We start from the raw sequence: 13,606 nt of genomic DNA, 5'->3' as shown, positions 1-13,606 counted from the left end.
TGCGCATCAGGTCTCAAGCACGTACCAAGGTCTCAGGGGGACAAAAATTGAAGAAATCACTTGCAGCGATCGCGCTTGCGGGCAGCATCGCACTTTCCGCTTCGGCTCCAGCAATGGCCGTTGATTACCCGGCGCCAGCACCGGGCACCGTCTCAGGTTCCATCGTTACGCCCGGCGCAACCATCACCTTCTCCGGCACCGGCTTCAAGCCCGGCGAAACCATCCGAATCACCATCGTCATCACAGCACCCGGCGGGCCGCAAGGTGCAGCAGCACCCGGCGCAGGCGCGGCAGTCATGGCAGTTGGCAGCTCGCTTTCGCTCGCTCCGACCGAAGTAAATACGACTGCCGACGCCAACGGCGCTTTCGCTGTGCCGGTCACGCTCACCGAAGCAGGTACCTACCAGCTGACCGCAGTGGGCGCACAATCCGGGCACACCGTCACGGCGACCGTCGTTGCGGCCGCACCGGCCGCTCTGGCAAACACGGGTGGAGCAGCACTGGCAAACACCGGTGGCGTCGGCCTGGCCAACACCGGCGTCGACTCCAGCCTGATTCTTTGGGGCTTGGTCGGCGCTGGCGCACTCGTCGCCGGCACGGCCTCCGTAGTGGTGGTTCGCCGCCGCGCAAAGAACGAACCCGTAGCAGCAGCCTAGACGCTAAACAAAAGGAGGGGTTGTTTCCGGTGATCCGGAAACAACCCCTCCTTGTTTGCGCCTACGGTAACTTATGAACATGGGGAGACATTGGCGACGCCGCAAGAGGCTGAGCTTCAGAGTGGAGTTGCCTACGATTCCACGTATTCCGGCCATTCCGGGTGAGGCTTGGCCCGTCATTTTTCTGATCCTGCTGGCCATGGTTTCCATCGGCGTCGCTGCTTTCGCACTGATGCGGCATTCCTGATCACGACTCCCGTGTTAACTTGTAAAACACAGGTGCCACGCACGCCTGCCAGCTAGTGAAAGAGCTATACCTTTGGAATCGCCCCAACCCATTCGGATCTTGACCGTCTGCACCGGAAACATCTGCCGCTCCCCCGTGGCCGAACGACTGCTTCAGGCAGGCCTGGACCAGGTCCTCCCCGGCGGCTTCGAAGTCCGCAGCGCCGGTACCCGCGCCATGGTCGGCAGCCCGATCCAACCGCTGTCCGCAGACATCATCCGAACCTACGGCGGCACTCCCGAGGATTTCGCGGCCCGCCAGCTCACCTCGAAAATCCTTCGGGAATCGGACCTGGTACTCACTATGGCGTCCCACCATCGCGGTGAAGTGCTGCAGCTGGACGCCTCCCTGCTCAAACGGACGTTCACCATCAGGGAGTTCGCACGGATGGTGACGGCCCTTGAAGAACGAGGCGACGCGCCGCCGTCGGACTCTGACTACACCCAACTATGGCGGGAACTGCCGGCACGGGCATCCTCCGTGCGCCACCTCGTCCTGGCGGCAACATCCTCGGACAACGACGTCGCCGACCCCTACAAGCAGGGCGCCGAGGCGTACCTGCGGATGGAAGACGAGCTGGCTCCGGCCATCCTCAGGATTCTCCGCTACGCCCGGCTAAGCATGCAGCATTCCTAGCCGAGGAACGCCTTCATCCAGGTTTTGAGGTCTTCGCCGAATTCGGCCCGCTCGGACGCCATGGTGATGACGGCCTTCAAGTAGCTGAGCTTGTCTCCGGTGTCGTAGCGGCGTCCGCGGAAGACGACCCCGTAAACGCCCGCGCCTTCGCCGTCGCCCTTTGCGAGGGTCTGCAGGGCATCGGTCAGCTGGATCTCGCCGCCGCGCCCTGGCCCGGTCTCTTCGAGGACATCGAACACAGCCGGGTGCAGGACATAGCGTCCTATGACAGCCAAGTTTGATGGCGCCTCCTCAACGGAAGGCTTCTCCACAAGGCTGTTGACCCGGACGTAATCCTCCCCCGTGATGGGTGTAACGTCCGCGCAGCCATATGCGCTGATCTGCGACGGATCCACTTCGATGAGAGCAATCACCGAGCCGCCGGTCTTCGCGTGGACGTCAATCATGGTTGACAAGAGCTGATCGTTCTCGTCAATCAGGTCGTCCCCCAAAAGCACGGCAAATGGTTCATCCCCGACGTGCTGCTTGGCGCACAGCACGGCATGCCCCAAGCCCTTCGGTTCGCCCTGCCGAACATAGTGGATGGGCCCGAGCCCGGAGGCATGCTGCACGGCGTCCAAACGGGCTTCGTCGCCCTTTAGCTCCAACGTGCGCTCAAGATCTGGTGCCCGGTCAAAATGGTCTTCAAGTGCGCGCTTGTTACGACCGGTAATCATCAACAAGTCAGTGAGGCCCGCCTCCACGGCCTCCTCGACCACATATTGGATGGCCGGTCTATCCACCACCGGCAACATCTCCTTTGGCATCGCCTTGGTGGCAGGCAAGAACCGCGTGCCCAAACCGGCGGCCGGAATAACTGCTTTACGAACTGATCTCCCCATAGACATAGGCAAATCCTACGAATGGATTATCGAAAGTGCGAATCCCGGAGGCAAGATTCCGGCGCGTCCGGTCGGGAAGTCCTTAGCTCCGGGCGCAAAGCGTGGCCGTCGACAGGTGGTCCGGAGCTTGGTTTGCTGTCCGGCGCCTCCTGCACCAGGCGACCTGGGCTAGCCGACCGAAGTTTGCCGCGGGCCGTCCAGCCCGGACCACTGTCGGCTCGCTCCAGCCCATGGATGGGTGTGGATCTCGGTGGCAGATGTTCGGGCGCTGACTGCATTCGGGAGGTCGGTAACCACCGAATGAGGTCCCATGGATCCCATGCCAGACGAGCAGAGGAGATTGTAAGCATCATTATATTTGCCTGACCACACTATCATTGAATAAACTCCTATTTTCTGCTACCTTCGGGGAACTCACAAAGACGTTTGGAATTTCGGGGGGAAATTCATGCGCACGTCAATAAAAACAGCCATTCTCCTTGGTGCAGTCTGCGTTTCCGGCATCACACTTACTGCCGCAGCGCTCAACGCTCCTCCGTCGATATCATCAGCCTCAGACGTCGTCCCGGCTTTCTTATCGCGTCAGGCGGAGTCTGATAAATTACCGGACACATTCATTGCCACCTTTGCGCCAACCGGCGCCGATCTCACAAACGCCCGGTTTCTAGGGGCCGGCCAGAACGCTCGATACTTCGCCGTCACTCGCGGTTCGGACAAGATTTGCATCGCAACCATCGGGAAAGCTGCCGAGCCGCTCGGTTTGGCCTGCACCAACGTCAAGGGCTTCGAGGGCTATGGGCTTCGAGTGGGCAACGATGACCGTAGCGAACAGGCTTGGTTGATATCTCCCCACGGCGCGGCCGGAAATACGCTGAAGAGCGCCGACGCCGTTGCGGCCACGAGCAAGGGCGGCCAATGGAAGCAGATCGCCCCCAGCCTTCTTGTACTGGAGCCGAGGAACCAATAGTACAAAGCGTATTGCACCGTTTGCCTCGGGACATGTGTACTTTGCTGGCTCCGCCAGGACATCGCCGAAACTATTCAAAATTAGGGGAGTTTGACGTGAAGAACAAATTAATTCTTGAATATGTAGGGGATTATCCTTCAGGGGAGTCTCCTGATCCGAGTAACAAGGGAATAATCAGCCTAGAGTTCGCACTCCAACATCATGGCGGATATACATTTGACATGGAACTACCAGACGGCAGCTTCATCCCTGTCTCCCTCGAGGAATTTCGCGGCAAAAATCCTAAAACCACGTTCATTGTCCTCGGGGTTGAATTAATCGACGATGGTCCAGAGGACCTCGCACGTTGGGAAGCCAGGGTCGTTGCCAAGCGCGGGCCTTTTCGGAAAACACCGCTTAGCTAGTCAATGACGTCCTGCGGATCGGATGCTGGGGTCTGTACCTGTGGTGGCACATTAGGCGGAAGAATTCGAGCACCAAGCCTCCACCAGGCTGAGAGGAATCCTGCGACTCCGCGCCCTTCAGGACGACGGACGGGCCTTGCGCACAGGGTGCTCGCTCAGGATAGACAAGCGGTTGAACGCGTTGATGCCGATGCACGCCATGCAGAGCACGCTGATCTGTTCTTCGGTGTAGACCTTCCGCGCGCGTGCGAACAGCTCGGGAGTGGGACGGGCAGTGGTCATGCGCGTGATCTGTTCGGCAAGCTCAAGCGCCACCTGTTCGGCCTCGTCGAAGAGCCCCACCTCGCCATGCACCGACACCAGGGAAAGCCGCTGCTCGGTCTCGCCGTAGCCGATGGCGCGGCGGTGATGCAGGTCCAGGCAGAAGGCGCAGCCGTTGATCTGCGAAGCCCGGTAGTTCAACAACTCGAGTGTGCGGCGCGGGATCCCGGTCCTGTCCGCCTCGGCAGAGACCTGACCCGCGTAGTCGGAGAGGGCCTGATAGAGTCCGGGCTGCTGCTTGTCCAGATAGCCTGCGAGCTTCGGGGTATTTTCACTCATTCGCCGAGCCTATCGGAGAGAGCTACCTAGTTGCTGCGCTACTTGACGCAGGGAATGGCACCGCCTTGGAGCGCCCCGGTGGAATCCGCGTAGACGTTGCTTGGGGGTGCGGGCGGAGCGGCTGGCGCTGCAGCCCCTGGGGCGGGTGCCGCGGGCGGTGCGGTCGCCGCCGTCGAGGCAGCCGCCGTCGTCGGGGTCGCCGTCGGGGTTGGTGCGGGAGCCGGCGGGACCGGGGTGAGGAGATCCTTGACGGTGGCCTGCACCTGGTTGATGTCCACGGTGTTGATGGAGGCGCCATCAGGGGACGTGCCGAAGCCTGTGATCGGCAGGGTGGAGAAGGAGATGTTGCCGCCGGTCAGGGACGTGGCCTGCTGGGCGAGTTCAATGAGGTTCAGCTCGGAATCGACCACGATGTTCTTGCTCACGGCATCCAGGACACCCTGCATCTTCCCGATATCGGTGAAGGTCCCGGCGTCCTTGAGCTGGTGGGAGACCGAGGCAATGAAGGCCTGCTGGCGGCGCTCACGGTCCAGGTCCGAGAACAAGTACGTCGGGTCTGACGTGTCCCGGCGCTGCCGCACGAAGGCCATGGCCTGCTTGGCATTGATCTGCTGCATGCCCGCTTTGAAGTCGGCCCCGGAGAACGTGTCCTGGGTGGCCTTGTTGACGCACACGGTGATGGGCGCGATGGCCTGGGCCGTCTGGTAGAACGCCGCCATGGTGACTTCGAGGAAGTGGTCGATGTGAACGCTGCCCAGGAACGAGGTGACGGTGGCGATTTCAGCCTTGCGCCCGGCGTCGCGCGCCGCCTGGTAGGTGGTGTCGTCGTCGGGCTTTCCCGCGTTGATCAACGAAGTCTTCTCCGCCGCGAAACCGTAGCCGTACGCCTCTTTGATCTTGGCCTTGAACGGGCCGCTCCCCGGGATGCCGTCCACCTGGACGTAGTCATCCCGGGGAATGGAAATGCCCGTGGCTTTGGAACCGTCCGCGGGGATATGGATGAGCATCAGGACGTTGGAGTTGTAACCACCGATATTCTCATCGCCCGCGTGCAGGGCGTCGTACATCTCCGGAGGAAGGGGCTTGCCCTTCTCGTCAACCCTTGTATCGAGGCCCATGACCAGGATGTTCGTGTCCTGGGTCAGTTTCGGCACCGCCGCAGGCTGGGTTTTCATGTCCTTCAAGACATCCGAGCGATGGACGTTGTTGTTGACCGCAACCGCCGTCGCGCCCACATAGGTGACAGCGCTGGCGGCTGCCAGGGCCACGGCGGCGACAACCGCCGTGGCCGAGATCAGGATGATGGATTTACGCCGGGACTTGCGGCGCATGTGGCGAGGGCCCGGCGAGCTTGCCTGGTGTCCATCACTCATGAAATTCTCCTGTCCCCGCCGTTTTGGCGTGGTGGCTCGGTCCGCGGCGCGACCAGCGGGTAAGCAGATTGTAATCGGCCATCCCGGTTATGGCCCCGATGACGCGGGAAACCGTCAGGCGCCAAGCGCGAGCTGAACCACCCGCACAATCACCAGGACCATCGCGATCAGCAGATACGTGCGCAGAACCGTCAGGCCGATCCGGTGCCCGGTGGAGAGTTTGGGGGCAGTGAGCAGGGCAATCGGGGGCATGCGCCACGTCTGCCGCTGTGAGCGGTCGACCGCGTCCGCGCTCGGCGCTGCGGGGTGGATGCCGCGGTAGACCAGGAAAACGGCCCCCGCGACGGCGGAAACGGCGGCACCGCCGACGAGGATGCCCAGGATGGCGTCCGAACCCATGTCCGGAAACAACACCCCGGCGGTCAGGACCAAGGAAAGGATCACCAGGACCGCAATCACGGCCGAGGTGAAGAAGTTCATGAACCGTCCGTTCACCCAGGGCCCCAGCACTTGCTTGTCATTGCACAGAAGCAACAGGAATACCGTGGCCGAGGGAAGCAGGACCCCCGCCAGCACCTGGACCCCGACCGTGAGCAAACCCAAAGGGCTGCCCGGGATCAGGACCACAATGGCCGAGAGGAGCAGGACTCCCGCGAACACTGCGTAGAAGCCTTTGGCGTCCGACACTTTGCGGTGCAGGGAGTGCTTGAGCCCCAGGACGTCACCGAGGGCATACGACGTCGAAAGCCCGACGGCGGCGGCACCGATGATCGAGGCATCGATCAGTGCCAGCGCGAACAGGACACCTGCGACCTTTCCGATGTGCTGTTCCAGGCCGACGGCGACCCCGCCGGCGTCCGTGAAGTTGCCGAACTGTGGGGTACCGGCAAACGTCGCCGCCGTGAAGGAAATGATCGCGGCTGCCCCCACGATGACAATGACGATTCCCAGCCAGAGATCAGCCTTCTCGTACTTCAGGAAGCGAGGGGTGATGCGCTTATCGATGATGTACGACTGCTGGAAGAACAACTGCCACGGCGCCACCGTGGTTCCGACGATCCCGATGATCAGCAACGTCACCGTGGACAGGTCCGCGCCTTTGGGCATGCCGGGCACCACGAAGTCGTGTGCGACTTGTCCGACGTCGGGATGGACCATGAAGATGATCGGCACCAGCAGCAGGGACCCGGCCACCAGGGTCAGGCACACACGCTCGAAGCGCTTGAAGGAGCCGGTGCTTGCCGCGCCCACGATCACCGCGGTGGCCAAGAGGATTCCAGGGATCTTCGGGATGCCCAGGTAGTCCAGGCCCAGGCTGATGCCGATGAATTCGGTGACGATCGTCAGGGCGTTGAGGATGAACAGGTCGATGACGCTGAACGCGCCCCAGAATTTGCCGAACCGCTCCAGGATCAAACGGGCATGCCCCACACCGGAGACCACCCCCAGGCGCAGCACCATTTCCTGATTCACGTACAGCACCGGGACCAGAAGGAGCAAAGTCCAAAGCAGCGACGTTCCGTAGTTCTGACCGGCCTCGGTGTAGGTCCCGAAAGCGCCGGCATCATTGTCGCCGACCATGACGATCAGCCCGGGCCCGATGATCGCCAGCAGGGTCTTCAGGCGCGATTTGACGCCCGAACGCGGCCTTTCGTCATTGACGCGGATAGTACCGAAGGCACCCTTGATGTCACCGACATGGGCTGTGTCGAGGGCTGCGGAGGGAGCTGGCAGCGTCTTGGTTTCGGTCATGATGCACCGGCTTTCTGCCCGGAACCGGGCACAAAAAAGTCGTGGATAAGCCTCACCGGACCAAAGGGCGCGGCGGGCGTGGGTGGGCGTTGCTAAGTAAAGGGGGCACGTTGCGTGCCGTGTGGATCAGGCTCCGGCTGGGTCAGGCTCCGGCGTGGGGGAATGAGTCAGCGCAGGGTTTCAGGAAGCTGAAACGAAGTCCGGAAAACGGGACGGGAGACTGGGTTTATGACCATCGTTCATGATGGAACCGTCACCTCCTGCTGCCGTTGGACGCGCCGCGGGGAGGGCAGGCATTGGAGCCTGCACATGCCCCTCCTCGTAAGACCTTTGGCACTTCGCGGCGTGAACCCGGACTGTGTCCAGGAGCCAATCGGGGCCACCCCTTAATGCCGGGGCGGCCTGTCCTGACCCGGGGCGTCTCTCGACGTTGGGGGTCGCTGGCATGTTTCCGCGAAGGAGCCTCAGCTAACGAACGGCACCTTGCTCAATATGTATACCTCATTTTATCCGTATGAAACAATATAAGCATGGATGCAGATAACGCCGTGTGCGGCCGGGAGCCGGACAGCCAGTACGTCGAGTTAGCCGTCGAGGTCTTTGCGATGCTCGCCGACGCCACCCGGGTCCGCATCATTCTTGCGCTGCGCGACGGTGAGATGCCCGTCAACCAGCTGGCCGAGCTGGTCCACAAATCCCAGGCGGCCGTATCCCAGCATCTGGCCAAATTACGCCTCGGCCGCGTGGTCACCACGAGGCAAGCCGGAACCCGCGTGTACTACCGCCTCGCGAACGAGCACGTCCGCCAGCTCGTCACCGACGCGATCTTCCAGGCCGAGCACTCCCTCGACGGAACCCCGCGCCACCACCACGCCGACGTCTTGGACGAGGTGTGAGCCGCCCACCCGCAATGGCGAGCCTCACCGGCGTCGGGGTTCAGATCCCGGGCCACGGCAGCTTCACGGTGACGGCGGAAGCAGTGCACATGATCGACGTGTTCGGTGGAACCCTGCACTGCTACCAGGGTTCTGCTGGCTGCCGCAAACAAGGCCTCTACTTCTCCCGTACTGAGCCCAAAAAATACCTTCGTTGCCTCCTTGCGGAAGGGCCCGCTCCGGGTTTCGAAACCGAAATAGCCCTGAGTGTGAGCCATAATCTCGCGCCGAAGCTGGACGGTGCGGTTTTGCACTTCGGCAACTACAACAAAATGCAACGGTTCATCTGGCTATCGATGCCGGCAGTCCCGGGACACCCCTGCGTCTGCCGCAGATCCATCGGCGCCCCGGCCGGAAAACGCTCGCCTTGCCTCGATGACTCAGGGGTCGGGCTCAGCGATATCTGAGTTCAGCGGCGCTTGAGCAACACCGCAACCGCGGTCACAATGCCCACTACGACGGCGAGGACCCCGGGCCCGGTCACGGCCTGACCGCGCCACCCTTCCCATGATGGGGCTGTCGGCAGAAGCAGCACGGCAGGGATCCCAGCCAGCGCAAGCGCCGTAATGTTGGCCGCCAGGCGTATCCGGCATCGCAACCGCTCGGGTTTCCCGCGCTTCTGCAGAGGGGTGGGGCGCCAGTCGTCGACGCGACGAGCAGCGGAGCGATCACTCGCAGAAGCGGCCGGGGCGGCCCCTTGCGGCGGTAGGCGGGATCCCGCGAGTAGTAGCGAATGAACCGCCAGCCGGTGCTGGCCGTCTTGGCCACCACCGGGCCCGCCAGGAGCACGCCAACGAAGAAGTGGGCCACCATCAGGCTGCCCAGGGTCGGAACGGTAGCGATCTCCGCCACCGACAGCACCAGCACCACCGCACCTGTCAGTGCGGTGAGGCGCTCGTTGCCGACGACGCCGGAAGCCTCGCCTCGCGCTCGATCCGTCACGCTTTGACGTCCTGGCGTGGGAAGACGACGGCGCTCACCACAACGAAGACGGCAATCCACAAGAGTGCTGCGCCCAGGGCCGCCGGGTAGCCCTGGGGCGGTTCCGGGCCAACCAGGGGCACAGCGGTCCCCACAATGGTGTTGAACACCCGGCCCGGGAACCACTGGGTGACCTGCGGCAATACCACCGCGATGATGCCTTCGACCACCAGGATGTAGGCCAAGGCGATTCCGACGCCGGCCGCGACCGAACGGGTGAGTATGGCGATGAGCATGCCCAGGGCACTCACCCCGACGAGGCACAGCACCTCATTGCCCAAGAACGCCAGGAAGACCCGCAGACCCTCCGGAGAGGTCCAGGCAGCCGTCTGAATCCCTTGGCCTTGGGCAACCACGAGGATGAATGTGCCGCTGATGAGCAGGGTGAGCAGCATCGAGAGCAGCACGAAAAGCACTAGTGCCAGCATCTTGCCCGCCAACCACCGCAGCCGCCGCGGCTCACAGACCAACAAGTTGCGCAGCGTCCCTTGGGACCATTCCGCGGCGAGATTGGCTGTCACCATCACCAGCGCGATGGCAATGATCAAGGATCGGGCCTGGCCAATGATCGAGACCAATCCCTGGGGTGTGGGGAACGCGGTAATCAGGCCTGCCATCTCGCGCCCCGTGGCTCCGGATGCGATCTGGTGGAACGTCAGATAAGCGATAAAGGTGCTCACCACCAGCATGGCTCCCGCGACCGCCAAAACACTCCAACGGCGGAACTTGGGCACTTCGCTGCGGAACGCACGGATCACGGAAATCATGGGTGGTCTCCCTTTATCAAAGCCAGGAACAGCTGCTCGAGGCTGGCTTCCCGTATCCGGAGGGTCAGGTCCGGCGCGCCGGTTTCCCCGGCCATCCGGTTCAAGGTCTCGGCAAAACCGGCAGGACAAGCGATGCGCAAGACTCCGTCCTCCCTCGTGACCGCATGACCGGCGTCGCCCGCAATCCGGGCCACCACATCCAGCTGGATCGCGTCCTGGGATTCGACAACTACTTCGACGCGTTGAGCCAACAGCTCCCGCGCCGGCCCGCAGAACAGGACCTTCCCTTGATTGAGCATAATCAGCCAGTCAGCGAGCTGTTCCAATTCGCCAAGCAAGTGACTGCTGAGCAGGATGGTCTTCCCTTGGCCGGCCAAGCGGCGCAGCATCTCGCGCATTTCGATGATGCCGAGGGGATCAAGGCCATTGGCTGGCTCGTCGAGAATGAGCAGCTCCGGATCGGGCAGCAGGGCCATCGCCACTCCAAGGCGCTGCTTCATACCCAGCGAATACGTCCCGACCCGGTCTCGCGCCCGATCGGAGAGTCCCACCACCTCCAGCAGTTCGGCCACGAGGGATCCGGGATGGCCTCCAAGGCGGGCAAGCACCTCCAAGTTGGTCTGCCCTGAAAGGCCCGGATAGAACGCCGGCGCTTCGACCAGCGCTCCGACGCGCGGCAGGTAGCGCTCGGGTTCCGCGAGTGAGTGGCCCAAAACCGTGGCGCTGCCTGCGTCCGGCCGCACCAGCCCGAGGAGCAGGCGGATGGTAGTCGTCTTGCCTGCCCCGTTGGGACCGATGAAACCCGCAATGGCTCCCGCCGGCACACGCATGGTGAGGCCCTCGACGGCGGTTTGGCTGCCAAAGCGCTTGCTCAGGCCTTGTGTTTCAATGGCGAAACCTCGTGCGGGCTCAGAGGAGAGGGACATAGGAAAGAATGTATCTTGAGGTACCGAAGGGAAGTGTCATGACAACGCAATCGGCTCAAACAACCCTGCTCGACCGGACATTTCGAGTGAGCCTCGTCCTGAAGGGCCTGGACGGTGTTCTGGAACTGATCGGCGGCGTCCTTCTTTTGCTGGTGACGCCCAAACAAATCGGTGATCTGGTCAGGTTCCTCACCCAGCATGAACTCGCCCAGGATCCCCACGACTTCGTGGCGAACAGCTTGGTGCACATGAGCTCGAACCTCTCGGTATCGGCATCAGTGTTCGGCGCGATCTACCTGCTGCTCCATGGCCTGGTAAAAATCGTCCTGGTCTGGGCCGTCCTGAAGGACAAGCTCTGGGCCTACCCGTGGATGATCGCGTTCCTGCTGGTCTTTATCCTTTACCAGGGCTACCGGATCGCCGTGGCCTTCTCCTGGGGCCTTGTCCTCCTGACCGCCTTCGATATTTTCATCGTCTGGATCACCGCCCGCGAATACCGGCTCCACAAGGCACGAAGTCAAGAGTCCTCGGCCGAGGCTCAGCCGGCGGACTGAGGTACCGGCCGCAGGTTGAGCACGCGGCCCTGTCACGGGAGGGTCCGGCGTCGGGCTGTGACCATGGCCTGAGCTGCCGGCAGGCCGCCGATCAGCAACAAGGCCAGCGCAACAACGCCGACGGCGGTGCGGCCGCCGTCGTGGAAAGCGAACGCGACGACCGTCAGGGGGCTGCTGGCGATCATCGCGCAAGCCGCCCAAAGCGGGATGGCCCCGGCCCGGTACAACCCGATTCCGAACAGCACGTAGGCAACCAAGTGGCAAACAACGTAGACCACCAGATACGTGTTCATGACCGTGTCATTGGTGAACTGATCCAGCAACGCCGCATAAGAACCGCGGTCCCGACGCTGAGCCATGGTGCTCGCGAGATCATCCAAGGCGGCCAAGGCAGAGAAGGGCAGCCAGCCCACCGCGCCCAGCAGACCACCGATCGTGGCGAGCCACGGCATGCGACGGTAACAGAGGTAGGCGAGGCCGGCGGCTCCAACGGGGAGCAGGAACGAGGCGATCACGAACGCTGCCACGTGCACGGCGTTCGTGACCGGATCAGCCGCCGCATTCGCGTCAATAGTTGAGGCTCCGGAAGTGTGGATGGCCGGGGCTAGCAGCCCGCCAACGAGGTAGCCCAAGGGTCCGCCGACGATCGCAATCGCGAGGACTATCCGCAACACCCGTTCGGTCCCGCGCATCGCCGGGGCGCTCATGGCCGCGAGCCACTGCGTCGATGCGCCCTCAGTGCCCCGAAGATTTCGATCAGCAAACGGACCGCGTGATATCCCACCACAAGGGCAATGATCGCCGCGACAACAGGATCAAGCCAATAAAGGCCCTGCGTCACGTAGATGACGGCACCGGCCAGTGCCACCCCGGCCGCAGCCGCGGCGTCGCCGGCGGTATCAAGAAGGACGGCACGCATGTTCAGGTCGGCGCCGGCTTTGTCGCCGCCGTCGTCGTCGCCGTCGTCACCGTCGAGGATAAGGGCGCCGACGAACATCACGACGGCGGCAATCCCGCTGACGATGAGCACCGGCAGTCCGTGAACCTCGCTGGTGCCGGTGATGAGCCGTCCGGCGGCGCCCGCCAGAATCGCGATGCTCAAGACGAGCAACCAGCCGGCATTTACCCCTGCGGCCCACGTGGTGGCCATTGGGTACCCGTGTGGACGCGTGGGGGTCGGCGGCAGCTTCGACACCCGGACGGCCAACAAGGACACCCCGATAGCGGCAGCATCTGCCAGGTAGTCCGCGCCCTCCGCGAGCACGCCCAACGAATTCGCCGAGATCCCCACGACTACCAACCCGGCCACCAGCACCAGGTTCAAGATCAGGACGACGCTCAGCCGACGTGTACGAGTCACCCCTTCAGGGTAACCATGCGGGACTGCGGGCCCCTTGAAGACCGGCAAGGCTGTGGTCCATCAGCGGTGGCGAAAAAGTTTTACTAATTTTCCTGTTTTTGGGCGCGGGAGGGCCTTTTTGAGCCCATTACTGTCGTACCCCTCTGGAATGCTTTTCTTATGGCCGGTATTCGGGGAACGCAGCTGATCGGAACCGGCGCGCCAGCGGGCAGCGCGGGTCCGGTGTCGGGTGCCTGGGTGCGGGACTTGATCGATGCCGTGACCTCATTCCGGCCAGACCTCCCGAACGGCACGGCACCAGTTGACCGCGCCGAACTTATCGACCAGCTGCGTGCCCTGGAGGACTTGAAGTCCGCGGCAGCGGCCGCGCAGGCCAGGATCGCCGTCGCGTTCGACGCCGTCCAGCGCAGCGCCGACGCCGCGGCCGGTGTCCCGGCCGACGAACGCGGACGCGGCGTCGCAGCCCAGGTGGCTTTGGCCCGGCGGGAATCCCCCGCCAAAGGATCCCGGCTCCTCGGACTCGCGAAC

The 13,606-nt window shown here is 63.0% G+C and carries 16 protein-coding genes, 1 pseudogene and 1 riboswitch; of the genes and pseudogenes, 8 read left to right on the top strand and 9 right to left on the bottom strand.

From position 1 onward, the window contains the following. Positions 1-47 precede the first annotated feature (47 nt). Positions 48-656, top strand: coding sequence for an LPXTG cell wall anchor domain-containing protein (locus KNN17_RS00085; RefSeq protein WP_241706807.1), 609 nt, complete (start codon positions 48-50; stop codon positions 654-656). Positions 657-975: 319 nt separating this feature from the next. Then, positions 976-1,578, top strand: coding sequence for an arsenate reductase/protein-tyrosine-phosphatase family protein (locus KNN17_RS00080; RefSeq protein WP_241706805.1), 603 nt, complete (start codon positions 976-978; stop codon positions 1,576-1,578). On the opposite strand, the gene galU is transcribed toward KNN17_RS00080, so the two are convergent. Continuing rightward, a complete protein-coding gene (gene galU / locus KNN17_RS00075; RefSeq protein WP_241706803.1) occupies positions 1,575-2,465 on the bottom strand; it encodes a UTP--glucose-1-phosphate uridylyltransferase GalU in 891 nt (296 codons plus the stop codon). The genes KNN17_RS00080 and galU overlap by 4 nt on opposite strands. A gap of 442 nt (positions 2,466-2,907) precedes the next feature. Between galU and KNN17_RS00070 the strand changes: the two genes are divergently transcribed. Beyond that, positions 2,908-3,426 carry a hypothetical protein gene (locus KNN17_RS00070; RefSeq protein WP_241706794.1) on the top strand — a complete coding sequence of 173 codons (519 nt, stop codon included), beginning with the start codon at positions 2,908-2,910 and terminating at the stop codon, positions 3,424-3,426. A gap of 95 nt (positions 3,427-3,521) precedes the next feature. After that, a complete protein-coding gene (locus KNN17_RS00065; protein WP_241706792.1) occupies positions 3,522-3,830 on the top strand; it encodes a hypothetical protein in 309 nt (102 codons plus the stop codon). Between the two features lie 117 nt (positions 3,831-3,947). Here KNN17_RS00065 and KNN17_RS00060 read toward each other — a convergent pair whose 3' ends face one another. The 3 genes from KNN17_RS00060 to KNN17_RS00050 form a co-directional block, all read right to left on the bottom strand. Further along, complete coding sequence (locus tag KNN17_RS00060; protein WP_241706776.1) at positions 3,948-4,430, bottom strand: carboxymuconolactone decarboxylase family protein; 483 nt, start codon at positions 4,428-4,430, stop codon at positions 3,948-3,950. A gap of 38 nt (positions 4,431-4,468) precedes the next feature. Beyond that, the gene (locus KNN17_RS00055) at positions 4,469-5,803 is read right to left on the bottom strand and encodes an LCP family protein (RefSeq protein ID WP_241706774.1); all 1,335 of its coding nucleotides are present in this window, start codon (positions 5,801-5,803) and stop codon (positions 4,469-4,471) included. A 114-nt stretch (positions 5,804-5,917) separates the two neighbouring features. Further along, the gene (locus tag KNN17_RS00050; RefSeq protein ID WP_241706771.1) at positions 5,918-7,555 is read right to left on the bottom strand and encodes an NRAMP family divalent metal transporter; all 1,638 of its coding nucleotides are present in this window, start codon (positions 7,553-7,555) and stop codon (positions 5,918-5,920) included. A 308-nt stretch (positions 7,556-7,863) separates the two neighbouring features. After that, positions 7,864-8,038, bottom strand: a riboswitch (M-box (ykoK) riboswitch). 47 nt (positions 8,039-8,085) lie between these two features. Between KNN17_RS00050 and KNN17_RS00045 the strand changes: the two genes are divergently transcribed. Beyond that, positions 8,086-8,451 (top strand): ArsR/SmtB family transcription factor, encoded by a 366-nt coding sequence (locus KNN17_RS00045; protein ID WP_241706769.1) that lies wholly within the window; start codon positions 8,086-8,088, stop codon positions 8,449-8,451. Further along, positions 8,448-8,897 carry a peptidase gene (locus KNN17_RS00040; protein WP_241706758.1) on the top strand — a complete coding sequence of 150 codons (450 nt, stop codon included), beginning with the start codon at positions 8,448-8,450 and terminating at the stop codon, positions 8,895-8,897. Before KNN17_RS00045 ends, KNN17_RS00040 begins: the two co-directional genes overlap by 4 nt. Positions 8,898-8,970: 73 nt before the next feature. On the opposite strand, the gene KNN17_RS00035 is transcribed toward KNN17_RS00040, so the two are convergent. Genes KNN17_RS00035 through KNN17_RS00025 form a run of 3 tightly spaced genes read right to left on the bottom strand, consistent with a single transcriptional unit; the run spans position 8,971 to position 11,164 of the window. After that, the gene (locus tag KNN17_RS00035; protein WP_241706748.1) at positions 8,971-9,432 is read right to left on the bottom strand and encodes a hypothetical protein; all 462 of its coding nucleotides are present in this window, start codon (positions 9,430-9,432) and stop codon (positions 8,971-8,973) included. Continuing rightward, positions 9,429-10,238, bottom strand: coding sequence for an ABC transporter permease (locus tag KNN17_RS00030; protein WP_241706746.1), 810 nt, complete (start codon positions 10,236-10,238; stop codon positions 9,429-9,431). Before KNN17_RS00030 ends, KNN17_RS00035 begins: the two co-directional genes overlap by 4 nt. Continuing rightward, on the bottom strand, positions 10,235-11,164 hold the full coding sequence (locus KNN17_RS00025) for an ABC transporter ATP-binding protein (protein ID WP_241706729.1): 930 nt from the start codon (positions 11,162-11,164) through the stop codon (positions 10,235-10,237). The genes KNN17_RS00030 and KNN17_RS00025 overlap by 4 nt, the downstream gene beginning before the upstream one ends. A 38-nt stretch (positions 11,165-11,202) precedes the next feature. On the opposite strand from KNN17_RS00025, the gene KNN17_RS00020 reads away from it, so the two are divergent. Beyond that, positions 11,203-11,718, top strand: coding sequence for a DUF2127 domain-containing protein (locus KNN17_RS00020; RefSeq protein ID WP_241706727.1), 516 nt, complete (start codon positions 11,203-11,205; stop codon positions 11,716-11,718). 32 nt (positions 11,719-11,750) lie between these two features. Here KNN17_RS00020 and KNN17_RS00015 read toward each other — a convergent pair whose 3' ends face one another. Together KNN17_RS00015 and KNN17_RS00010 are read right to left on the bottom strand one after the other, a co-directional pair. Further along, positions 11,751-12,425: a hypothetical protein gene (locus KNN17_RS00015; RefSeq protein ID WP_241706725.1), complete on the bottom strand. Its 675-nt coding sequence runs from the start codon at positions 12,423-12,425 to the stop codon at positions 11,751-11,753. Next, complete coding sequence (locus KNN17_RS00010; RefSeq protein ID WP_241706723.1) at positions 12,422-13,078, bottom strand: cation diffusion facilitator family transporter; 657 nt, start codon at positions 13,076-13,078, stop codon at positions 12,422-12,424. Before KNN17_RS00010 ends, KNN17_RS00015 begins: the two co-directional genes overlap by 4 nt. A 159-nt stretch (positions 13,079-13,237) precedes the next feature. Here KNN17_RS00010 and KNN17_RS00005 point away from each other — a divergent pair. After that, a pseudogene (locus tag KNN17_RS00005) lies at positions 13,238-13,606 on the top strand (HNH endonuclease); the annotation flags it as partial.

Origin of the sequence: Arthrobacter bambusae (genome assembly GCF_022606295.1) — a bacterium.
GTDB lineage: Bacteria > Actinomycetota > Actinomycetes > Actinomycetales > Micrococcaceae > Arthrobacter > Arthrobacter bambusae_A.
This window is presented reverse-complemented; position numbering and strand designations above follow the sequence as displayed.

What these genes read in the sequence shown, in the direction of transcription:
- KNN17_RS00020 (WP_241706727.1), top strand. Translation starts at nt 11,203, where the DNA reads ATGACAACGCAATCGGCTCAAACAACCCTGCTCGACCGGACATTTCGA.
- KNN17_RS00050 (WP_241706771.1), bottom strand. Translation starts at nt 7,555, where the DNA reads ATGACCGAAACCAAGACGCTGCCAGCTCCCTCCGCAGCCCTCGACACA.
- KNN17_RS00060 (WP_241706776.1), bottom strand. Translation starts at nt 4,430, where the DNA reads ATGAGTGAAAATACCCCGAAGCTCGCAGGCTATCTGGACAAGCAGCAG.
- KNN17_RS00015 (WP_241706725.1), bottom strand. Translation starts at nt 12,425, where the DNA reads ATGAGCGCCCCGGCGATGCGCGGGACCGAACGGGTGTTGCGGATAGTC.
- KNN17_RS00045 (WP_241706769.1), top strand. Translation starts at nt 8,086, where the DNA reads ATGGATGCAGATAACGCCGTGTGCGGCCGGGAGCCGGACAGCCAGTAC.
- KNN17_RS00030 (WP_241706746.1), bottom strand. Translation starts at nt 10,238, where the DNA reads ATGATTTCCGTGATCCGTGCGTTCCGCAGCGAAGTGCCCAAGTTCCGC.
- KNN17_RS00025 (WP_241706729.1), bottom strand. Translation starts at nt 11,164, where the DNA reads ATGTCCCTCTCCTCTGAGCCCGCACGAGGTTTCGCCATTGAAACACAA.
- KNN17_RS00055 (WP_241706774.1), bottom strand. Translation starts at nt 5,803, where the DNA reads ATGAGTGATGGACACCAGGCAAGCTCGCCGGGCCCTCGCCACATGCGC.
- KNN17_RS00070 (WP_241706794.1), top strand. Translation starts at nt 2,908, where the DNA reads ATGCGCACGTCAATAAAAACAGCCATTCTCCTTGGTGCAGTCTGCGTT.
- galU (WP_241706803.1), bottom strand. Translation starts at nt 2,465, where the DNA reads ATGTCTATGGGGAGATCAGTTCGTAAAGCAGTTATTCCGGCCGCCGGT.